We start from the raw sequence: 20,856 nt of genomic DNA, 5'->3' as shown, positions 1-20,856 counted from the left end.
CGCCATCGTAGGGAACGCGCCCGTGCGACTCGCCCGGCCGGGCCGGGCGCGGGGCTGCGAGGATGGCACCGTGACTGGAACGCTCGTACTCGCAGGTACCCCGATCGGCGACATCGCCGACGCCCCGCCCCGCCTCGCCGCCGAGCTCGCGGACGCCGACGTCGTCGCCGCCGAGGACACGCGCCGGCTGCGCCGCCTCACCCAGGCGCTCGGCGTCCAGGTGCGCGGCCGGGTCGTGTCGTACTTCGAGGGCAACGAGGCCGCGCGCACGCCGGAACTGGTCGAGGCGCTCACGGGCGGGTCACGGGTGCTGCTGGTCACCGACGCGGGCATGCCGTCCGTCTCGGACCCCGGCTACCGGCTCGTCGCCGCCGCCGTCGAGCGGGACATCAAGGTCACCGCCGTGCCCGGCCCGTCCGCCGTGCTCACCGCGCTCGCCCTGTCCGGCCTGCCCGTGGACCGGTTCTGCTTCGAGGGCTTCCCGCCCCGCAAGGCGGGCGAGCGCCTCGCCCGGCTCCGGGAGGTCGCCGCCGAGCGGCGCACCCTCGTCTACTTCGAGGCGCCGCACCGGCTCGACGACACGCTCGCCGCGATGGCCGAGGTGTTCGGCGCGGACCGGCGGGCGGCGGTCTGCCGCGAGCTCACCAAGACGTACGAGGAGGTCCGGCGCGGCGGCCTCGCCGAGCTGGCCGCCTGGGCCGCCGAGGGCGTACGCGGCGAGATCACCGTCGTCGTCGAGGGCGCCCCCGAAACGGGACCCGCCGACCTCGACCCGGCCGAGCTGGTCCGCCGGGTGCGGATCCGCGAGGAGGCCGGGGAGCGCCGCAAGGAGGCCATCGCGGCCGTCGCCGCCGAGGCGGGGCTGCCGAAGCGGGAGGTGTTCGACGCGGTCGTCGCCGCGAAGAACGCCGGCGCGGGCGGCCCGGCGGCGGGCTGAGGACTATCGTGGGAGGTGGGGCCCCTCACCTGCCGGTGCGCGCCCCGCGCTCCGCCGGGCCCCGCGCTCGCGGGCGAGGTGCCGATCCGCCCGTGAAGGCGTCCACTGGTGTGGTGGAAAGGAGCCGGCATGAGCGAGACCCCCGGCACTCCGGTCGGTCACGAGGCGTACGCCTTCGCGTGCATGCGGTGCGGCTACGGCTGGGAGCAGGCGTACGACATCGAGCACCACACCGACGTCACCGGTCATGACGTCGCCGTCTACCGCAGCGAGGGCAGCCGCGTGCCCTCCCCGCTCTCCCACCCGACGTGCCCCAACTGCGGGCGGCACGAGGTGCGCATCATGCGGTCCGGGCGGATCTCCACGGTCCTCGACCACGGCGAGCCCCGGCCCACCCGGCCGGGCGTGCCCGGCGTGGCGCCCCGGCGGGCGGCCATCCCGGTGGCGACGACTGGTCCGCTCGGGCAGGAGATGGAGGAGAGACCGCTGCCGCGGGCCGCGGCGGCGGGGCGGCCCGCGACGGACCCCTCCACCGGACCGCCCGCGGACGCCGGCGGAGTCGCCCCGGCGGGCGAGCCGGGCGCAGCGGGCGTCCCTGGCGGCTCCGGCGCGTCGGACGCGCCGGGCGGCGGCCAGGTGGGCGGCGGTCAGGCGGGGGTGTCGGAGGGCGGGCCGCGTCATCGGCGGCTGGCGCACCTGCTGCACCCCTTCCACCGGGAGTAGGGCCGGGGTTCCCCCGCGAGCGGCGCCACGGGCCTTCCGTACGATCGGGGCATGAGTGCCAAGGACGCCCCGCCTCCGCTGCCCGAACCCCTGCCCGTGGCCGTGGCCGACGCGCACACCCACCTCGACATGCAGAACGGCACCGTCGAGGAGGCCCTCACCAAGGCCGCCCTCGTCGGGGTCGAGACCGTCGTCCAGGTGGGCTGCGACGTCAAGGGCTCCCAGTGGGCGGCGGAGACGGCCGCGGCCCACCCGAACGTCCACGCCGCCGTCGCCCTCCACCCCAACGAGGCGCCCCGGATCGTGCTCGGCGACCCCGAGGGAGGGTGGTCCCGGCAGGGCGCGCGCGAGGGCGGCGGGGACGCGGCACTCGACGACGCCCTCGCCGAGATCGACCGGCTCGCCGCACTCGCGCACGTCAAGGCGGTCGGCGAGACCGGTCTCGACCACTACCGCACCGGCCCGGAGGGCAAGGAGGCGCAGGAGCGCTCGTTCCGCGCCCACATCGAGATCGCCAAGCGGCACGGCAAGGCCCTCGTCATCCACGACCGGGAGGCCCACGACGACGTGCTGAGGGTCCTCGCCGAGGAGGGCGCCCCCGAGCGGACGGTGTTCCACTGCTACTCGGGCGACGCCGACATGGCCCGCACCTGCGCCGAGCGCGGCTACTTCATGTCGTTCGCCGGGAACGTCACCTTCAAGAACGCGCAGCCGCTGCGCGACGCCCTCGCCGTCGCCCCGCTCGACCTCGTCCTCGTCGAGACCGACGCGCCCTTCCTGACCCCGGCCCCGTACCGCGGGCGGCCCAACGCGCCGTACCTCATCCCGGTCACGGTCCGCGCCATGGCCGCCGTCCGGGGCATCGGCGAGGAGGAGATGGCGACGGCGCTCGCCGCCAACACCGCCCGGGCCTTCGACTACTGACCGCCGGCCCCAGGGGTCGCTGAGCCGCTGAGCCGCTGAGCCGCTGAGCACGGACCGGTCCCGCCGTACCGCCGTACGCCGTACGCCGTACCGCCACCGTACGGTCGTACGCGGCCGTCCCGTCGTCCCGCCGCGTACCGCCGTACGCGGCCGTCGCGCCCGTACGCGGCCGTCGCGCCGTACCGGTCGCGTCGGCGTCCCCCGCCGGGCGGACCGGGGCGCGCGCAGGGTAGTCGGATGACGCTGCGTGGTCGAGTCGCCTTGGAGAGTGACCATTCCTCCGCTAGGGTCCCGGCCTCGTGAACACCTCGCAGGGCAGTCATCGGGCCGCCACCCGGGGCCGCCGCGCCGCCGACCCGTCCCGCCCGGCCCCGGCCGGCCCCGCGGGCCCGATGGCCCCGGCCATCCCGGCCCCCACCGCCCCCGGGGACGACGCCGCCACCGCCCGGGCCGGCGGGGGCCGGGCCGCCCGCCGCCGCGCGGCGGAACCACGCGGCGGCGGGGACGGGCTGCGGCGGCTCGTCCCGCAGGCCCTCGTCGTCGCCGTGCTCGCCGGCGGCACCAGCGCGTTCGTCGCCGACGACAAGGCGGTCCGGCTCAGCGTCGACGGCACGCCCCGCACGTTCCACACCTTCGCCGACGACGTCGAGGAGCTCCTCGACGAGGAGGGGCTCACCGTCGGCGAGCACGACCTCGTCGCCCCCGCCCCCGGCACCGCCCTGGCCAGCGGCGACGAGGTCGTCGTCCGCTGGGGCCGCCCCGTCGACCTCACCCTCGACGGCCGCAGCCGGCGTCTGTGGACCACCGCCCGCACCGTCGAGGAGGCGCTGCGCGAGCTCGGCGTCCGCGCCGAGGGCGCCCACCTCTCCGCGTCCCGCTCCTCCGCCATCGGCCGCGAGGGCCTCGCCCTGGACATCCGCACCGAACGCACCGTGACCTTCCTCGCCGACGGACGCGAACGCACCGTCCGCACCAACGCCGCCACCGTCGCCGACGCCCTCGACCAGGCGGGTATCACCCTCGACGGTGACGACACCACCTCCGTGCCGCCCGGCTCCTTCCCGCGCGACGGGCAGACCGTCACCGTCCTGCGGATCACCGACGGCCGCGAGACCCGCGACCAGCCCGTCCCCTTCGCCGTCCGGCGCGTCGAGGACCCCCGCCTCTTCACGGGCACCGAGGTCGTCACCCGCCAGGGCCGCCCGGGTCTGCGCCGCGTCACCTACGCGCTCCGCTCCGTCAACGGCGTCGCCCAGCCGCCCCGCAGGACCGGGGCCGAGCTGGTCCGGGAGCCCGTCACGCAGATCGTGCGGGTCGGTACCCGCCCGAAGCCCCGCTCCGTCCACGGCGCCGACGGTCTCGACTGGGACGCCCTCGCCCGCTGCGAGTCCGGCGGCCGGCCCGACGCGGTCGACGCCTCCGGCACCTACGGCGGGCTCTACCAGTTCGACCCCGGCACCTGGCGGGCGCTCGGCGGCAGCGGCCGCCCCCAGGACGCCCCCGCCGCCGAACAGACATACCGGGCGAAGAAGCTCTACGTGCAGCGGGGGGCGAGCCCGTGGCCGCACTGCGGCCGTAGGCTGTATCGGTGAGCACCACTGAGCCCGACGCCCTCCTCGGCCCCGCCGACATCCGCGAGCTGGCCGCAGCGCTGGGCGTACGCCCCACCAAGCAGCGCGGCCAGAACTTCGTCATCGACGCCAACACCGTCCGGCGCATCGTCCGCACCGCGGAGGTACGCCCCGACGACGTGGTGGTGGAGGTGGGCCCCGGCCTCGGCTCCCTCACGCTCGCCCTGCTGGAGGCCGCCGACCGCGTCGTCGCGGTCGAGATCGACGACACGCTCGCCGCGGCGCTGCCCGCCACCGTCACCGCCCGCCTGCCCGAGCGGGCGACGCGCTTCTCCCTCGTCCACTCGGACGCCATGGACATCACGGAGCTGCCCGGCCCGCCGCCCACCGCACTCGTCGCGAACCTCCCGTACAACGTCGCCGTCCCGGTGCTCCTGCACATGCTCGACCGCTTCCCGACCATCGAGCGCACCCTCGTCATGGTCCAGGCGGAGGTCGCCGACCGGCTCGCCGCGGGCCCCGGCAACAAGGTGTACGGCGTGCCCTCCGTCAAGGCCAACTGGTACGCCGACGTCAAGCGCGCCGGCGCCATCGGCCGCAACGTCTTCTGGCCCGCCCCCAACGTCGACTCCGGCCTGGTGTCCCTGGTCCGCCGGGACCCGCCGCGGACCACCGCCACGAAGCGGGAGGTGTTCGCCGTCGTCGACGCGGCGTTCGCCCAGCGCCGCAAGACCCTGCGGGCCGCGCTGGCGGGCTGGGCCGGTTCGCCCGCCGCCGCGGAGGCCGCCCTCGTCGCGGCGGGCGTCTCCCCGCAGGCCCGCGGCGAGTCCCTGACCGTCGAGGAGTTCGCCCGCATCGCGGAGGCACGAGCGTGAGCGTCACCGTACGAGTCCCGGCCAAGGTCAACGTCCGGCTGGCGGTCGGACCCGCCCGCCCCGACGGCTTCCACGACCTGGCCAACGTCTTCCTCGCCGTCTCCCTGTACGACGAGGTGACCGCCACCCCCGCGCCGTCGCTGCGCGTCACCTGCGAGGGCCCCGACGCCGACCGGGTCCCCCTGGACCGGACGAACCTCGCGGCCCGCGCGGCGGAGCTGCTCGCCGCCCGGCACGGCATCGAGCCCGCCGTCCACCTCCACATCGCCAAGGACATCCCCGTCGCCGGGGGCATGGCGGGCGGCAGCGCCGACGGCGCGGGCGCCCTGCTCGCCTGCGACGCCCTGTGGGGGACCGGGACCAGCCGCGCCGACCTCCTCGACATCTGCGCCGAACTCGGCAGCGACGTGCCGTTCTCCCTGGTGGGCGGGGCGGCGCTGGGGACCGGCCGCGGCGAGCGACTCACCGCACTGCCCGTCGGCGGGGACTTCCACTGGGTGTTCGCGGTGGCCGACGGCGGCCTGTCGACCCCGGCCGTCTACGCCGAGTTCGACCGGCTCACCCCCGACGCGCCGGCCCCCACCGCCCCGCCCGCCCTCCTCGACGCGCTGCGCACCGGCGACACCACCGCCCTCGCGGGCGCCCTCGCCAACGACCTCCAGCCGGCGGCGCTCTCCCTGCGCCCGTCCCTCGCCGACACCCTCGCCGCCGGGACGGACGCCGGAGCGCTGGCCGCCCTCGTCTCCGGCTCGGGGCCGACGACGGCGTTCCTGGTCAAGGACGCCGAGTCCGCCCGGTCCGTCGCCGCGGCGCTGACCGCCTCCGGCACCTGCCGCACGGCCCGCACGGCCACCTCCCCCGCACCGGGGGCCCGGATCCTGACCCCGTGACCCCGCAGCGGGCGGGCACCCGCCCGTGACACGGGGGTGTTCGCCCCTCCTCCGCGCCGGCGCGTGGCACCCCGCCCGTGGTCTCGCCCCCGTGAGCCGGCCGGCGGGGCCGGGGCCTGCGTACCCGCCCCGCGGCGGGCGGCGTGGCACCCGCCCGTGACCTCGGCCCGTGAGCCGGCCGGTGGGGCCCGGCCGGGCACCCCGCACCCGGCCGGGGCGCGGCACCGCCCGTGACGCCGGTGGGGCGTGCTTACTGCCGGTGACGCCGGTGGGGCGTGCGCACTGCCTGTGGTGCCGGAGGCCGCGGGTGTCCGTCCGTGACCTCGGGCACCCGTGCCCGGCCGGTCAGGCCGGGGACCTCGCGTACCCGCCCCGCCCCGCGGCGGGGCACCCGCGCCCGTCACGTCGGGGGTGTGTCCGGCCCTTGGCCCGTGGCCCGTCGCCGCGCTCCCGTGCCCGGCCGGCGGGGCCGGGGTCCGGGTACTCACGCCGCGTCTGAGTACGACGGCCCTCCCGCCCGCCCGGCCGGGGCGGGAGAGTCGCCGCATGCGACGTACGGGTACGGGACTCAAGGCGCGCGACCTCGCCGCCGCCACCCCCGCCACGCGGGACCGGTACATCGACCTGCTGCGGGTCGTGTCCCTGGCGGTGGTCGTCCTCGGGCACTGGCTGATGGCGGCGGTGACGGCCGACGGTCGGGTGGGCAACCTCCTGGCGGTCGTCCCCGCCCTCCAGATCGCCACCTGGGGGCTCCAGGTGATGCCGGTCTTCTTCTTCGTCGGCGGCTTCGCCCACGCGCTCTCCTCCCGCTCCCGCCCCGCGTACGCGGTGTTCGTCCGGGCCCGCCTGCGGCGGCTGCTGCGGCCCACGGTCCTGTTCGTCGCGGTCTGGGGCGCCGCCGCACTCGTCGTCCAGCTCCTCGGCGGCGGCTCCGGGCTGACGGGCACGGCCCTGCGGCTGGTGGCGCAGCCGCTGTGGTTCGTCGGCGTGTACCTGGCGATGGTGGCGTTCACGCCGCCGCTGCTGGCGCTCCACGAGCGGTGGGGCTGGGGCGCCTTCGCGGCGCTCGCGGCGGGGGCGGCCGCGGTGGACGCCCTGCGCTTCGCGGGCGGCGTGCCCTTCGTGGGGTTCCTGAACTTCGGGCTCGTCTGGCTGGCCGTCCACCAGCTCGGCTTCCTCCGCGCGGACGGCCGCCTGCGCGGGCGCCGCGCCCCCCTGGTCCTGGCCGGGGCCGGCCTCGCCGGGGCGGCCGCACTGGTCGCCCTCGGGCCGTATCCGCTGTCCATGGTGGGCATGCCCGGGGAGGCCGTCTCCAACATGGCGCCCCCGAGCCTGGCCCTGCTGTGCCACGGTGTGTGGCTGGTCGGCGCGGTGGAGCTGCTGCGCGGCCCCGGCACCCGGCTCGCCGCGCGCGCCGGCGTCTGGCGGGCGGTCGTCGCGGCGAACGGCCTCGCCATGACGGCGTTCCTGTGGCACCTGACGGCGATGCTCGGCGTGTACGGCGCGCTCCTCGCGCTGGGCGTGCCGCTGCCGGAGCCGGCGACCGGGGCGTGGTGGGCGCAGCTGCCGGTCCGGCTGGTGGCCGCGGCGGCGCTGACGGCGCTGCTGGTGGCGGTGTTCCGCCGCGCGGAGCAGCCGGGCGGTCCGGAGCGGGACGTCCGCGGCGACCCGGCGCCCGGCACCCCGCAGGTGCCGGGCCGCGGTGGGGCGCCGGGCGGTGGCGTGTCCGGCCCCGGCGGAGGGTCCGGGCCGGCGGCTGCCGTAGGGGTGGCGCTCTGCCTGCTGGGCGTCCTCGGTCTGTCGGCGGTCGGCTTCGCGGGCCTCCTGGAGGGCCGCACCGCGCTCCTGATCGCCGTGGACGTCACGGCCCCGACGACCGTCGCCATGATCCTGGCGGGCTGGCTCCTGGTGGAGCGGTCACCCCGGCGCTGACCCGCGCCCGACGCCGGCCGGGTACGGGCCGGGCCGGGTGCGGGTCCCGCGTCAGGGGGTCGGGACGTCAGGAGGTCAGGACGGCGGCAGGTCAGGACGGCGGCAGGTCACGACGGCGGCAGGTCACGACGTCAGGACGGGGCGTCGCAGGCGTGGCGTTCCGCCGAGGCCGTCGCGAACGACTTCAGCGCGGTCCGCAGCGACACGTGGTCCAGCGCCAGCCCGTCGTCCGGCACGATCTCGTAGACCGCCGTCCCGTCCGCCCCCGGGCACCGCGCGGTCATGCGGTAGTGGCCCTCCGGCGCGTTCGCCTTGCCCAGCGCGGGCAGCGCGTCCCCACCCGACAGCACGGCCTCCCCGTAGGGCCCGTACGACGCCGTGAAGGCGTACAGCGGCGTCCCCGACACGCTGCCGAGCGTGCAGTGCTCCACCGGCGCCGGCTCGGCGGCGGTCTCCGCGGCCGTACCCGCGCCCCACCGGCGCCCGGTCGCCGCGTCGACGACCCCGGCGCAGGTCCCGGACGCCCGGCCGAGGGGCACGCGCACGTCGGCCGCCGCCGGGGCGGCCACGTCGCGCACCGGTCCGGGGTCCGCCGCGTCACAGCCCGTGCGCCGCGCGTACGACAGCGCCGTGTCCGTGAGGGCGGTGGCGAGCCGGGCCCGCGCCCCGGCGTCCCGGAAGCCCGTACCGCTCCCGAGGCGCGCGTCCGCCGCCGCCAGGAGGCCGTCCCCGGTCTCGTCGCCGCAGTCCAGCAGCACCACCACCCGGCCGCGCGCGGGGCCGCCCTCGTCCGGGGCCCCGTACGCGAAGGAGCCGGTCCAGCCGCCGCCCAGCGGCACGGCGCCGTCACCCGGGTCGACCGCGCCGTCCGGCCCGAAGGGCTCCTGCGCGTCGCGCACCCGCACCTCGAACCGGGTGCCGCCGTTGCCGGTGGTGTCCGCCGCGGTGAGGGCGCAGCGCCACCCGTCGTGCTGGAGCGCGGCGGACGCGGTCAGCGCGACGCCCGGCAGCAGCTGCCGCACCGGCCCGTCGGCCAGGTGCCCGTCGCAGGCGCCGGCCAGCGCGTCGTCCGTACCGCGCCACGCGTCGTACCCGCCGGACAGCCAGAACGCCCCGCCGGCCAGGACGACGGCCGCCGCCGACGCGAGGGCCACCGGCCGTACCCCGCGGCGGCGCCCGCTCGGGGCCGCCTGGTCCTTGCTGCTGTCCTTGCTCATGTCGTACCTCTCGCAGATGGACGTTCGTGGGGAGCCACGGTCGCGTGTTCGATCACGGACACGCGGTACGACGTCCTCCGGTTCTTGCCGTTCGGGCCTTTCCCGCAGGTCCCGCAGCTCTCGCGGGGCCTCCAGGGGTCGTGCCGTGGCCGCGGTGTCCCGTCAGCGGCGTGCCGCCGCCAGGGACCCCTTCGCCAGTTCGTACGCGGGGAGCATCCCCTCGTGCTCGTCGGTGTCCATGCCGCCCAGCTCCAGCACCACCGGCCCGGCCGGGGTGACCACGGCCAGCGCGCGCACCTTCTTGCGCTCGCCCAGGAGCGGGCTGGTGACGACGTACGTCACCTCGGCGGCCGGCAGCGCGGGGTCCGCGGCCGGTTCGACGTCGCGGTGGACGACGGACCCGGGGGAGTCGTCGCCGGCCACGAAGGACTCCAGGACCTCGCGGGGCGTGGCGGCCGCGTCGCCGTCGGTCCAGACGCGCAGGAAGCCGATGTTCCCCGCGGGCTTGGCGTCGATCTCGCAGACGATCGTCACCGTGCCCTGGTCGAGGAGGTCGCGCAGGTCCGGGTCGTCGACCGGCTTGATCCGCTTCGGCACCCACGCGGCCGCGACGTCGAACGTCACGGGCAGCGGGCACGCCGACCCGGGAGCCCCGAGGGTGCCGCCCTTCGCCGCCACCCGGGCGGGCCGGGCGGCACCCGGGGCCGACGCGGACGGGCCCGCCGCCGCCCCCGCGGCCCCCGCCCCCGCCGTCGGGCCCGCGGCCCGGGCCGAAGGCCCCGTACTCCCGGCGGACGGACCCGCCGCCGTCCCGCCGGCGCCGGTGCCCGGAGCGCAGCCGCCCACCAGCACCGCGGCCACCACGGCCGCCGCCGCTGCCTTCCCGGCCGCCCGCCCCACCACTGCCCGCCCCACCACTTCCGGGCCCTCCCCTCCGACGATCGCCGCACGCTACCGCACGGGCCCGCGGGCACCCTCCGGCGCCCACTACCCTGGAGGGTCGATCCCTTCCGCCACATCAGGAGTGAAATGGCCGCCAACCTGGTCAATGTCGAGGCCGTCAGCAAGGTGTACGGCACCCGTGCCCTGCTCGACGGTGTCTCCCTCGGCGTCTCCGAGGGCGACCGGATCGGGGTGGTGGGCCGCAACGGCGACGGCAAGACGACGCTCATCCGCGTCCTCGCCAAGCTGGAGGAGGCCGACAGCGGCCGCGTCACGCACAACAGCGGACTGCGGGCGGGCGTGCTCACGCAGCACGACTCGCTCGACCCCGCCGCCACCGTCCGGCACGAGGTGATCGGCGACCTCGCCGACCACGAGTGGGCGGGCAGCGCCAAGATCCGCGACGTGCTCACCGGCCTCTTCGGCGGCCTGGACATGCCGGGCTTCCCGCAGGGGCTGGACACGGTCATCGGGCCGCTCTCCGGCGGCGAGCGGCGCCGCATCGCGCTCGCCAAGCTCCTCATCGCCGAGCAGGACCTCATCGTCCTCGACGAGCCGACCAACCACCTCGACGTGGAGGGCATCGCCTGGCTCGCCGGGCACCTGAGGGACCGCCGCTCGGCGCTCGTCTGCGTCACCCACGACCGCTGGTTCCTCGACCAGGTCTGCACCCGCATGTGGGACGTGCAGCGCGGCACGGTCCACGAGTACGAGGGCGGCTACTCCGACTACGTCTTCGCCCGCGCCGAGCGGGAGCGGATCGCCGCGACGGAGGAGGCGAAGCGGCAGAACCTCGTCCGCAAGGAGCTGGCCTGGCTGCGGCGCGGTGCCCCGGCCCGCACGTCCAAGCCCCGCTACCGCATCGAGGCGGCCAACGAGCTGATCGCCGACGTGCCGCCGCCGCGCGACGACGCCGAGCTGATGAAGTTCGCGTCGGCGCGGCTCGGGAAGACCGTCTTCGACCTGGAGGACGTGACCGTCCAGGCCGGGCCGAAGGTCCTGCTGAAGCACCTGACGTGGCAGCTCGGCCCCGGCGACCGGATCGGTCTCGTCGGCGTGAACGGCGCGGGCAAGACGTCGCTGCTGCGGGCCCTCGCCGACGCCGCGGTGACGCAGGGCGAGAAGCAGCCCGTCGCCGGCCGGATCACCGTCGGCCGCACCGTCCGCCTCGCCTACCTCTCCCAGGACGTCGCTGAACTGCCGCCGACACTGCGGGTGTTGGAGGCGGTGCAGCAGATCCGTGACCGCGTCGACCTCGGCAAGGGCCGGGAGATGACGGCCGGGCAGCTGTGCGAGAAGTTCGGCTTCACGAAGGAGAAGCAGTGGACGCCGGTCGGCGACCTGTCCGGCGGTGAGCGCCGCCGCCTCCAGCTGCTGCGGCTGCTGATGGACGAGCCGAACGTCCTCTTCCTCGACGAGCCCACCAACGACCTCGACATCGAGACCCTGACGCAGCTGGAGGACCTCCTCGACGGCTGGCCCGGCTCGATGGTCGTCATCTCCCACGACCGGTTCTTCGTGGAGCGCACCACGGACCGCACCCTCGCGCTCCTCGGTGACGCGACCCTGCGGATGCTGCCGCGCGGCATCGACGAGTACCTGGAGCGCCGTCGGCGGATGGTCGAGGCGGCGTCGGCCGCCCCCGCCGCGGGCTCGGCCGCCGCGGCGGCGCCCGCCGCCAAGGCGGCGAAGGCGGCGTCGGCCGCGGACGCCCGCGCCGCGAAGAAGGAGCTCCAGCGCATCGAGCGGCAGCTCGACAGGATCTCCGAGAAGGAGTCCGCGCTGCACGCCCGCATCGCCGAGAACGCCACGGACTTCAGCGAGGTGGCGAAGCTCGACGCGCAGCTGCGGGAATTGGGCGCCGAGCGCGAGGAGTTGGAGATGCGCTGGCTGGAACTGGCCGAGGACGCGTAGCGTCACGGGCGCGCGCGGCGGGCGTGGCACGGCGCCGCGGCGCACCCGCGGGGCCTCCGCGCGGCGGCGTGGGTAAGCCGTGGAGAGCCGATAACAGCGGCATCACGGGCCGGTCCTCCCTTGGGAACAGGGGCGGTCCGGCCCGTCTGCCGTCTGCGGCCAGGTGGTACAAAGAAGCCCCGCTCGACTCACGTAACAGTGCGACATCCCTGTCCGAATCGCTCCATCCCGGCCATACGTCCCCGGCCGGGATCGCGGGGGAGGCCGATCGGCCAGCGGACCGCACGAAGGGGGAAGCGCTGATGACTCAGCCGCCCAGCCAGCAACCGCCGCAGGGAGGCTTCGGGTCTCCGCATGACCCGCAGAAGGTCCCCCAGCCGCCGGCCCAACCGCCGACGGCCCCGCCCGCGCAGCCGCCCGCCGCGCCCCCGGCCCACCCGCCGGCGCCCGGTCACGGCTTCCCGCAGGCACCCGGCCAGCCGCCCGCGCCCGGTTACGGCTACCCGCAGGCCCCCGGCCAGCAGCCCGGCCCGTACGGCGCGCCCGCCCAGCCGGGCCCGTACGGCCAGCCCGGGCCCTACGGCGCCCCCGCCCAGCCCGGCCCGTACGGCCAGCAGCCGGGCCCGTACGGCCAGCCCGGCGCGTACGGCCAGCAGCCGAACCCCTACGGCGGCCACCCGACCCAGCCGCCTTACCCGGGCGGGCCGGTGCCGCCCGGCGGAGGTTCCGGCGGCGGCCCGTTCAAGGGCAAGCCCGCCGTGATCGTCGCCGCGGTGACCGCGGCGCTGCTCGTGGCCGGCGGCACCTGGTGGATCGTGGGCGACGGCGACGAGCCGGCGCAGCCCACCGCGGGGGCGTCCGCGTCGCCGTCGCCCACGCCGACCGCCTCCGACTCCGACTCCGTCGACAAGGGTGACGGCACCGGCGGCGGCCGTACCCAGGACGACGACCTGAACGCGGGCCGCCAGCCGGGCGAGGCCAAGGTCGAGTGGCTCCTCAAGAACGACGTGGACCTGCCGCGCAACGGCGCCAACGTGCTGGGCCCGTGGGTCGTCGGCGACACCGTCGTCAAGGCGATGTACCGCAGCGTCGAGGGCTTCTCCGTCGCCGACGGCAAGAAGAAGTGGAGCATCCCCTTCACGACGGACGTCTGCGAGGCCCCGGCCGCGCCCACGGCCGCGGGCGTCATCGTCATCGGCGTCAAGGACGGCACGACGGACCGCGCCGACTGCCGCGTCCTGCAGCAGATCGACCTGAAGACCGGCAAGGCGGGGTGGAAGAAGGAGATCCCCAAGGGCGGCGGCTTCAGCTCGCTCTCCGACCCGACGCTCGCCATCGCGGGCGACACCGTCGCGGCCGCCGGCACCGGCAACTCCTACGGCTTCTCGCTCGCGGACGGCAAGCAGCTCTTCGGCAAGCCCACCGACGGCTGCCAGCCGTACGCCTTCGCCGGCGACGGCCCGCGCCTCGTCGCCGCCGCCAACTGCCGGGTCAGCGACTACAAGAACCCGCAGCAGGAGGTGTGGGGGGTCGACCCCGCCACCGGCAGGCCGACGTGGAAGTACCAGCTGACGCGCGGCTGGGAGGTCGACAAGGTCTACTCGGTCAGCCCGCTGGTGGTGAACGCCGTCCACCAGGAGAAGAAGCAGCGGACCGTGCTGGCCCTCACCGACGGGGGCAAGCTCCGCTCCCAGCTCTCCGGCGGCCAGGACAAGTTCCGGGCGAACTGCGGGGGCGGCGGCCTGATCGTCTTCGGCGAGCGGCTCCAGGGCTGCACCGGAGTGGCGGCCGACGCGGGCACCTTCTACATGTCGACCGAGCCCACCAGCCTCACCCGCGGCACCAACGACGTCGTGGCGTTCGACCTGAACACCGGCAAGCCCAAGTGGCGCGCCACGGCCGGCCCGGAGAAGACGCTGCTCCCGCTGCGCATGGACGGCGGCCGGCTGCTGCTGTACGTCGAGGGCTCCTGGGACCGCGGCGGCGCCGTCGCCACGCTCGCCCCGACGGGCGGCAAGCCGGAGGTCGTCCTCCAGCACCCGGCGTCCGTCGCCCGCGTCGAGCGGGACTTCTGGCAGCCGCGGTACCTCTACGTCGACGGCCGGTTCCTCATCGCCAGCGGACGCGTCAGCGCGCAGAACGACAAGGCGGAGATGGAGACCAAGACCATGATCGCCTTCGGCAAGTAGCCCGCAGGCCCGCGAGGCCCGCAGGCCGCCGCCGTCCGTACGCCGTCCGCCCGCCACCCCGGTGGCGGGCGGACGGACGACTCCTTCCTCCCGAGGTACGCAGACACGATGACGCAGCCGCCCCCTCCGCCCAACCAGCCCCCGGGCCCGCCGCCGAACCAGCCGCCCGGCCCGCCGGACCAGCCGCCCGGCCCGCCGCCGCAGGGCGGGTTCGGGGCGCCGCAGGACGTCCCGCCCGGCGGCTTCGGCGCGCCCGCGCCGCCGCCCCAGGGCGCCCCCGGGTACGGCTACCCCCAGGCGCCGCAGGGCGCCCCCGGGTACGGCTACCCGCAGGCTCCCCAGCCGCCGCAGGCGCCGCAGGGTCCCCAGCCGCCGGTGGGTCCGCCGGCGCCCCCGGCCGGGCAGCCCGCGCCGTACGGCTACCCGGCCCCGCCGCCCACCCAGCCGCACGGCCAGGTACCGGGCGGGCCGCCCGCGTACGGCTACCCCACCGCCCCCATGCACCAGGCACCGCAGCCGGGTGTGCCCGGCGCGCCGGCCGGCCAGGGGCGCGGGAAGCTCTCAGCGTCAATGAAGATCATCATCGCGGCGGCCGTCGCGGTCGTCATGATCGTCGGTGCCGGCCTCTGGTACGCCTCCACCCGGGACGACGGGACCGCCACGGCGAACGGCACCACCGGCGCCACCACGGGCGGCGGCGACGACGGCGGCGCCAAGGCCCCCGGCGGCGGCGGCAAGGAGAAGGCGCCCGCGAACACCCAGGCGAAGGTCGCCTTCCAGATCCCGGCGCCCGTCGTCACCGACACGGTCACCACCAAGGGCTCCTGGCTGACGGAGAAGACGTACGTCAAGTCGGGTGTCAACGAGGTCGTCGGCTACGACCCGCACAAGGGCACCAAGCTCTGGACCGTGCCGCTCCCCGGCGAGATCTGCGCCGCTTCCCGGCACGTCAAGGACGGCAGGGCCGCCCTGGTCTTCCAGCCGTCCAAGCCGACGGCGCAGCTCAAGTACCCGCCGTGCTCCGAGGTCGGGGTGATCGACCTCGACGCCGGCAAGCTGCTGTGGACCAAGTCCGTGGCGGGCGGCACCGGCGGTGACCGCAAGGTCCGCTGGGACGAGGTGACCATCGGCGCGAGCACCGTCGCCGCCGGCGGCACGGACGGCGGCGCCGCCTGGGACCTGGCGACCGGCAAGGAGTACTGGCGCCCCCAGGCGAACACCGAGAACTGCAAGGACCTCGGGTACGGCGGCGGCGAGGGCCTCGTCGCGGTGCGCCAGTGCGGCGAGAGCGGCAACAAGCACGTGCTCGTCCAGAACCTCACCCCGACGACCGGGGCGCCGATCTCCTCGTACAAGATGCCCGCGGGCGTCGAGTACGCGGCGATCGTCTCCACCAAGCCGCTCGTCGCGGCCGCCGACATCGGCCGGACCGCGGGCGACGGCTCCGGCATCTCGGACTTCTTCTCCATCGACGAGGCGACCGGCAAGCTCAAGGTGAAGATCGCCGCCGACGCGTCGCGGTACGCGGGCAAGTGCGGCTCCACCGAGGTGGAGGACTGCGAGAAGCTCGTCGTCGGCAACGACCGCCTCTACCTCCCGACGGAGAGCCACGAGGGCACCGGCGAGGACTACAACCGCGTCAACGAACTGGTCGCCTTCGACCTGACGACCGGCAAGCTCGTCGGCCGGAAGCTGGACTCCGGCGCCAACACGACGGTCTTCCCGGTGCGGATGGACGGCGGGAACGTCATCGTCTACAAGTCCCCCGGCTACGAGCGCGGCGGGCAGATCGTCAGTGTCGACGGCGCATCCTTCGAGGAGACGGTGCTGCTGAAGACCCCGGCCGACCGGTCGATCCGCAACACCGAGACGATCATCGCCGACCGCGAGGACATGATCTACCAGGACGGCCGGCTGTACATGGCCGACTACTTCGTCTCCAAGCCGTCCACGGTGGTGAAGGAGACGCGCTACCTGGCGCTGGTGTTCACCACCAAGTGACCGGGCGGGCCCCTCGGCCCTGGCTCCCCACCCGGCTCCCCACCCGGCCCCGGCCCCCGGCGGCCCGGCACGTCCCGCGCGGACGTGCCGGGCCGCCGGTGCGTTCCGGGCGCGTCGGGCCGCCGGCGTGCCCGGGGCGCCGGCGGCCGGGGCACGCCGGGTCCCAAGCGTCGCCGGGGCGCGGGCGTCAGCCGCCGTCCCCCAAGTAGCCCTGATTGGCGAAGAATTCGACATTGTGGGGGGCTTCTGACCGGTAGGGGGAGCAGGACGTCGAACAAGCGTGTAGCTTGCCGGGTCATGGAGGGCCGGGGGGCCATCTCCAAGGGGATGGGGGTTCTCGATGGGAGTACGGCTGATGGTGGTCGACGACCACCGCCTGCTCGCCGAGGCGCTCGCCTCGGCCCTGAAGCTGCGCGGGCACCGGGTGCTCGCCGCCGCCGCGCCGGTGGCGGGGGCGGCCGAGCTGGTGGTGAGCCGCGCGCCCGAGGTGTGCCTCCTCGGCACGGCGGCCCCGGCCGAGCCGGGCGCCTTCGACCCCGTCGTCCGCATCAAGCGCGACCGCCCGCAGGTGGCGGTGCTGGTCCTCGGGCCGGTGCCGAGCCCGCGCGGCATCGCGGCGGCCTTCGCCGCCGGCGCCTCCGGGTACGTCCGCCACGACGAGCGCATCGAGGGTGTGGAACGCGCGATCGTGAAGGCCCGCGCGGGCGAGGCCGCCGTCGCTCCCCAGCTGCTCCAGGGCGCCTTCACGGAGCTGCTCGACCCGGCGGCCACCCCCGACGACGAGGGACAGCGGCTGCTGCGGATGCTGACGCCCCGCGAGGTGGAGGTCCTCGTCCGGGTCGCCGAGGGCGAGGACACCCGGCTGATCGCCGCGGGGATGGGCATCGCGCCGAGCACCGCCCGGACCCACGTGCAGCGGGTGCTGATGAAGCTCGGCGTCGGCTCCCGGCTGGAGGCCGCCGCGCTCGCCGCCCGCACCGGCCTGCTCGACCGGGCCGCCGCCGACGTGCCGGGCATCCCCCGCCAGCTCTGAGCCCGCGCCTTCCCGCCGCCTCCCACCCCGCCGCCTCCCACCCCGGCCCGTCCCACCCCACCGCGTCACCCCACCGCACCGCACCCCACCGCACTCGAGCGCGTCCCCGAGGGCCGTACCGGATGGCCGACCGCCACCGGTGCGGCCCTCCGTGCCGTGCGCGCCCGCGGGCGGGGCGCGTCCATTGACGACCCTGTTTGTTTGTGGTTCCTTGTGTGTGGTTCTGTTTGATCTGGTGTGGTGCGAGGAGCCTCCGCGTGAAGAAGACGTCCACCCGGCTCGCCGACGGGCGCGAGCTGATCTACTACGACTCACGGGACGACGCCGTACGGGACGCCCTCGACCCGCGGCCGCTCGATCCGGTCGCCACCACCTCCGAGGTCCGCGAGGACGTCCTGCTCGGCGACCGCGTCGCCGTCGCCTCCCACCGCCAGGGCCGCACCTACCACCCGCCCGCCGACGAGTGCCCCCTCTGCCCGTCCCGCGACGGCCGGCACACGGAGGTCCCCGCCGACGACTACGAGGTGGTCGTCTTCGAGAACCGCTTCCCCTCCCTCGCCGGGGACTCCGGCCGCTGCGAGGTCGTCTGCTTCACCTCCGACCACGACGCGTCCTTCGCCGACCTCACCGAGGAGCGGGCCGCGCTCGTCCTGGAGGCGTGGACCGACCGCACCGCCGAACTCGCCGCGCACCCGGGCGTGGAGCAGGTGTTCTGCTTCGAGAACCGGGGCGCCGAGATCGGCGTGACCCTCGGCCACCCGCACGGCCAGATCTACGGCTACCCCTTCACCACGCCCCGGACCGCCCTCATGCTCCGCTCCCTCGACGAGCACGCGCGGCGCACCGGCGGCCGCAACCTCTTCGACGACGTCGTCGCCCGCGAACGCGCCGACGGCGAGCGGGTGGTCCTCGCCACCGACCACTGGACCGCCTTCGTGCCGTACGCCGCGCACTGGCCGTACGAGGTGCACCTCTACCCCAACCGCCGCGTCCCCGACCTGCGCGCCCTCGACGACGCGGCGCGCGCGGAGTTCGCGCGGGTCTACCTGGAGCTCCTCAAGCGCTTCGACCGGATCTTCGACGCGGAGGATGGGGGGAGCGCGACCACGGGCGCGGGCGGGGCCGCGGAGGGGAGCGCGGGCGGGACGCCGCCCACGCCGTACATCGCCGCCTGGCACCAGGCGCCGTTCGGCGACCCGCGACGCGACGCGTTCGCCTTGCACCTGGAGCTGTTCACCATCCGCCGCACGTCGGGCAAGCTGAAGTTCCTCGCGGGCTCCGAATCGGGCATGAGCGTGTTCATCAACGACGTGCCCCCGGAGGCCGCGGCACGGCGACTGCGAGAGGTAGCGAGCGCATCATGAAGTACCTGGTCACGGGTGGGGCCGGCTATGTCGGCGGGGTCGTCGCGGCACACCTGCTGGAGGTCGGCCACGAGGTGGTCGTCCTCGACGACCTGTCGACGGGCTTCCGCGAGGCCGTGCCGGACGGCGCCGCCTTCGTCGAGGGCCGGGTCCAAGACGCGGCCCGCTTCCTGGACCCGTCGTTCGACGGCGTCCTGCACTTCGCCGCGTTCTCGCAGGTCGGCGAGTCCGTCGCGCGACCGGAGAAGTACTGGGACAACAACGTCGGCGGCTCCATGGCGCTGCTGGCCGCCATGCGGGCGGCGGGCGTCCGCCGGCTGGTGTTCTCCTCCACGGCGGCCACCTACGGCGAGCCGGTCTCCACTCCCCTCACCGAGACCGCCCCGACCGCGCCCACCAGCCCGTACGGCGCCTCCAAGCTCGCCGTCGACCACATGATCGCCGGCGAGGCGGCCGCGCACGGGCTGGCCGCGGCGTCCCTGCGGTACTTCAACGTCGCCGGCGCCCACGGCCCGCAGGGCGAGCGCCACGACCCCGAGTCGCACCTGATCCCGCTGGTGCTCCAGGTCGCCCTCGGCGAGCGGGAGTCCATCTCCGTCTACGGCGACGACTACCCCACCCCCGACGGCACCTGCGTGCGCGACTACATCCACGTCGCCGACCTCGCCGAGGCCCACCTCCTGGCGCTGGACGCCGTCACCCCCGGCGAGCACCTGGTCTGCAACCTCGGCAACGGCAGCGGTTTCTCGGTCCGCGAGGTCGTCGAGACCGTCCGCAAGGTCACCGGCCACCCCGTCCCCGAGGTCCTGGCCGCGCGCCGCCCCGGCGACCCGGCCGTCCTCGTCGCGTCGGCCGCCACCGCGTGGGAACGGCTCGGCTGGCGGCCCACCCGCACCGACCTCGCCGGCATCGTCGCCGACGCCTGGGAGTTCGCCCGCGGGCACGCCCGGGAGCGGGAGGCGGCACGATGAGCGGTACGGAGACGGAGCCGGTGACGACGGGGGCGCGACCCGGGACGGGGACGGAACCGGGGACGGTGACCGGGGCCGGTGACGCGGCGGCGGCCGAGAAGGTCGCCGCGCAGTTCCGGGAGCTGTACGGGACGGAGCCCGACGGGGTGTGGGCCGCCCCCGGGCGGGTCAACCTCATCGGCGAGTACACCGACTTCAACGACGGGTTCGTCATGCCGCTGGCGCTGCCGCACACCGCGGTCGCCGCCGTCACGCGGCGCACGGACGGCGTGCTGCGGTTCCACTCCGCCGAGGCGGACCCCGCGTCCGGGGGCGTGGTGCGGCTCGACGCCGCCGACCTGACGCCCGGCCAGGGCGGCGGCTGGGCCGCCTACCCGGCGGGCGTGGTGTGGGCGCTGCGCGCGGCCGGGCACGCCGTCACCGGCGCGGACGTCCACCTCTCGGCCACCGTGCCGACGGGCGCCGGGCTGTCGTCGTCCGCCGCCCTGGAGGTCGTCACCGCCCTCGCCCTGAACGACCTGTTCGGGCTCGGGCTGAGCGGCCCCGAACTCGCCGTCCTCGCCCAGCGAGCCGAGAACGACTTCGTGGGCGTCCCCTGCGGCGTCATGGACCAGATGGCGTCGGCCTGCTGCGCCGAGGGCCACGTCCTGCACCTCGACACCCGCGACCTGACCCGGCGGCAGGTGCGGTTCGACCCCGCCGCGCACGGGCTGCGGCTGCTCGTCGTCGACACCCGCGTGCGGCACGCCCTCGGGGACGGCGCGTACGCCGAGCGCCGCGCCGGGTGCGAGGCCGGCGCGCGGGCGCTCGGGGTCCGCACGCTGCGCGAGGTCCCCCACGAGGAGCTCGCCGGCGCGCTGGCGCGGCTGGACGACCCGACCGTGCGCGCGTACGTCCGGCATGTGGTTGCCGACAACCACCGGGTCGCCCGGACGGTGGCGCTGCTGGACGCCGACGACGTACGGGCGGTCGGCCCGGTGCTGACGGAGGGGCACGCCTCGCTCCGCGACGACCTGCGCGTCTCCTGCCCGGAGCTGGACCTCGTCGTCTCGGCGGCGTGCGCCGCGGGGGCCCTGGGCGCCCGGATGACCGGCGGCGGCTTCGGCGGCTCCGCCGTCGTCCTGACCGAGGCGGACGCGGCGGACGCGGTGGCGGCGGCCGTGGAGGAGGCGTTCGCGGCGCGGGGCCTGCGCCCCCCGCGGATCTTCCCGGCGGTCCCGTCGGCGGGGGCGCGCCGGCTCCGGTGACCGGGCGCCGGACGGGGCCGGGCGCGCGGGGTCGGACGGGGGCTGGTGGAGGCCGGCCGCCGGGGCCTGGTGGAGGTCGGGCGCGGGGCCGGGCGCCGGCGTCCGGTGGAGGTCGGCCGCCGGGCC

At 76.2% G+C, this 20,856-nt stretch carries 16 protein-coding genes; 14 read left to right on the top strand and 2 right to left on the bottom strand.

The window, feature by feature from the left end; genetic code table 11:
- Positions 1–70 precede the first annotated feature (70 nt).
- The 7 genes from rsmI (at position 71) to NRO40_RS12135 (ending at position 7,852) form a co-directional block, all read left to right on the top strand.
- Positions 71–937, top strand: a complete 867-nt coding sequence (gene rsmI, locus NRO40_RS12165) for a 16S rRNA (cytidine(1402)-2'-O)-methyltransferase (RefSeq protein WP_058943950.1) — start codon at positions 71–73, stop codon at positions 935–937.
- A gap of 129 nt (positions 938–1,066) precedes the next feature.
- The gene (locus tag NRO40_RS30770) at positions 1,067–1,660 is read left to right on the top strand and encodes a hypothetical protein (protein ID WP_408056995.1); all 594 of its coding nucleotides are present in this window, start codon (positions 1,067–1,069) and stop codon (positions 1,658–1,660) included.
- Between the two features lie 51 nt (positions 1,661–1,711).
- On the top strand, positions 1,712–2,584 hold the full coding sequence (locus NRO40_RS12155) for a TatD family hydrolase (protein ID WP_058943949.1): 873 nt from the start codon (positions 1,712–1,714) through the stop codon (positions 2,582–2,584).
- Positions 2,585–2,883: 299 nt separating this feature from the next.
- Positions 2,884–4,176: a resuscitation-promoting factor gene (locus tag NRO40_RS12150; RefSeq protein ID WP_306674862.1), complete on the top strand. Its 1,293-nt coding sequence runs from the start codon at positions 2,884–2,886 to the stop codon at positions 4,174–4,176.
- The gene (rsmA, locus tag NRO40_RS12145; protein WP_058945197.1) at positions 4,173–5,030 is read left to right on the top strand and encodes a 16S rRNA (adenine(1518)-N(6)/adenine(1519)-N(6))-dimethyltransferase RsmA; all 858 of its coding nucleotides are present in this window, start codon (positions 4,173–4,175) and stop codon (positions 5,028–5,030) included. Before NRO40_RS12150 ends, rsmA begins: the two co-directional genes overlap by 4 nt.
- Positions 5,027–5,920 (top strand): 4-(cytidine 5'-diphospho)-2-C-methyl-D-erythritol kinase, encoded by an 894-nt coding sequence (locus NRO40_RS12140; RefSeq protein WP_058945198.1) that lies wholly within the window; start codon positions 5,027–5,029, stop codon positions 5,918–5,920. The genes rsmA and NRO40_RS12140 overlap by 4 nt, the downstream gene beginning before the upstream one ends.
- 546 nt (positions 5,921–6,466) lie before the next feature.
- Positions 6,467–7,852, top strand: a complete 1,386-nt coding sequence (locus NRO40_RS12135) for an acyltransferase family protein (RefSeq protein WP_058945199.1) — start codon at positions 6,467–6,469, stop codon at positions 7,850–7,852.
- A 131-nt stretch (positions 7,853–7,983) separates the two neighbouring features.
- Here NRO40_RS12135 and NRO40_RS12130 read toward each other — a convergent pair whose 3' ends face one another.
- Both NRO40_RS12130 and NRO40_RS12125 read right to left on the bottom strand, forming a co-directional pair.
- On the bottom strand, positions 7,984–9,069 hold the full coding sequence (locus NRO40_RS12130) for a hypothetical protein (protein ID WP_058945200.1): 1,086 nt from the start codon (positions 9,067–9,069) through the stop codon (positions 7,984–7,986).
- A gap of 162 nt (positions 9,070–9,231) precedes the next feature.
- A complete protein-coding gene (locus NRO40_RS12125) occupies positions 9,232–9,915 on the bottom strand; it encodes a lipoprotein (protein ID WP_306674900.1) in 684 nt (227 codons plus the stop codon).
- 183 nt (positions 9,916–10,098) lie between these two features.
- Here NRO40_RS12125 and NRO40_RS12120 point away from each other — a divergent pair, with 183 nt between their 5' ends.
- The 7 genes from NRO40_RS12120 to galK all read left to right on the top strand — a co-directional run bounded on the left by NRO40_RS12120 (position 10,099) and on the right by galK (position 20,730).
- On the top strand, positions 10,099–11,925 hold the full coding sequence (locus NRO40_RS12120) for an ABC-F family ATP-binding cassette domain-containing protein (protein WP_058945201.1): 1,827 nt from the start codon (positions 10,099–10,101) through the stop codon (positions 11,923–11,925).
- A gap of 302 nt (positions 11,926–12,227) precedes the next feature.
- Positions 12,228–14,114, top strand: coding sequence for an outer membrane protein assembly factor BamB family protein (locus tag NRO40_RS12115; protein WP_058945202.1), 1,887 nt, complete (start codon positions 12,228–12,230; stop codon positions 14,112–14,114).
- Between the two features lie 108 nt (positions 14,115–14,222).
- A complete protein-coding gene (locus tag NRO40_RS12110) occupies positions 14,223–16,115 on the top strand; it encodes an outer membrane protein assembly factor BamB family protein (RefSeq protein WP_058945203.1) in 1,893 nt (630 codons plus the stop codon).
- A gap of 340 nt (positions 16,116–16,455) precedes the next feature.
- Positions 16,456–17,148, top strand: coding sequence for a helix-turn-helix transcriptional regulator (locus tag NRO40_RS12105; RefSeq protein WP_058945129.1), 693 nt, complete (start codon positions 16,456–16,458; stop codon positions 17,146–17,148).
- A 257-nt stretch (positions 17,149–17,405) separates the two neighbouring features.
- Entirely contained in the window at positions 17,406–18,512 is a 1,107-nt protein-coding gene (galT, locus tag NRO40_RS12100; protein WP_058945128.1) for a galactose-1-phosphate uridylyltransferase, read from the top strand.
- Positions 18,509–19,483 (top strand): UDP-glucose 4-epimerase GalE, encoded by a 975-nt coding sequence (gene galE, locus NRO40_RS12095; RefSeq protein WP_198549474.1) that lies wholly within the window; start codon positions 18,509–18,511, stop codon positions 19,481–19,483. Before galT ends, galE begins: the two co-directional genes overlap by 4 nt.
- Positions 19,480–20,730, top strand: coding sequence for a galactokinase (galK, locus tag NRO40_RS12090; protein ID WP_079047515.1), 1,251 nt, complete (start codon positions 19,480–19,482; stop codon positions 20,728–20,730). The genes galE and galK overlap by 4 nt, the downstream gene beginning before the upstream one ends.
- Positions 20,731–20,856 lie beyond the last annotated feature (126 nt).

Source organism: Streptomyces changanensis, assembly GCF_024600715.1.
In the GTDB taxonomy this organism is placed as follows: Bacteria; Actinomycetota; Actinomycetes; order Streptomycetales; family Streptomycetaceae; genus Streptomyces; species Streptomyces changanensis.
This window is presented reverse-complemented; position numbering and strand designations above follow the sequence as displayed.

Excerpts from the sequence above, each read along its gene's own strand:
- NRO40_RS12135 (WP_058945199.1), top strand. The coding sequence starts at position 6,467 with ATGCGACGTACGGGTACGGGACTCAAGGCGCGCGACCTCGCCGCCGCC.
- NRO40_RS12155 (WP_058943949.1), top strand. The coding sequence starts at position 1,712 with ATGAGTGCCAAGGACGCCCCGCCTCCGCTGCCCGAACCCCTGCCCGTG.
- galE (WP_198549474.1), top strand. The coding sequence starts at position 18,509 with ATGAAGTACCTGGTCACGGGTGGGGCCGGCTATGTCGGCGGGGTCGTC.
- NRO40_RS12115 (WP_058945202.1), top strand. The coding sequence starts at position 12,228 with ATGACTCAGCCGCCCAGCCAGCAACCGCCGCAGGGAGGCTTCGGGTCT.
- galK (WP_079047515.1), top strand. The coding sequence starts at position 19,480 with ATGAGCGGTACGGAGACGGAGCCGGTGACGACGGGGGCGCGACCCGGG.
- NRO40_RS12105 (WP_058945129.1), top strand. The coding sequence starts at position 16,456 with ATGGGAGTACGGCTGATGGTGGTCGACGACCACCGCCTGCTCGCCGAG.
- NRO40_RS12130 (WP_058945200.1), bottom strand. The coding sequence starts at position 9,069 with ATGAGCAAGGACAGCAGCAAGGACCAGGCGGCCCCGAGCGGGCGCCGC.
- NRO40_RS12120 (WP_058945201.1), top strand. The coding sequence starts at position 10,099 with ATGGCCGCCAACCTGGTCAATGTCGAGGCCGTCAGCAAGGTGTACGGC.
- NRO40_RS30770 (WP_408056995.1), top strand. The coding sequence starts at position 1,067 with ATGAGCGAGACCCCCGGCACTCCGGTCGGTCACGAGGCGTACGCCTTC.
- NRO40_RS12110 (WP_058945203.1), top strand. The coding sequence starts at position 14,223 with ATGACGCAGCCGCCCCCTCCGCCCAACCAGCCCCCGGGCCCGCCGCCG.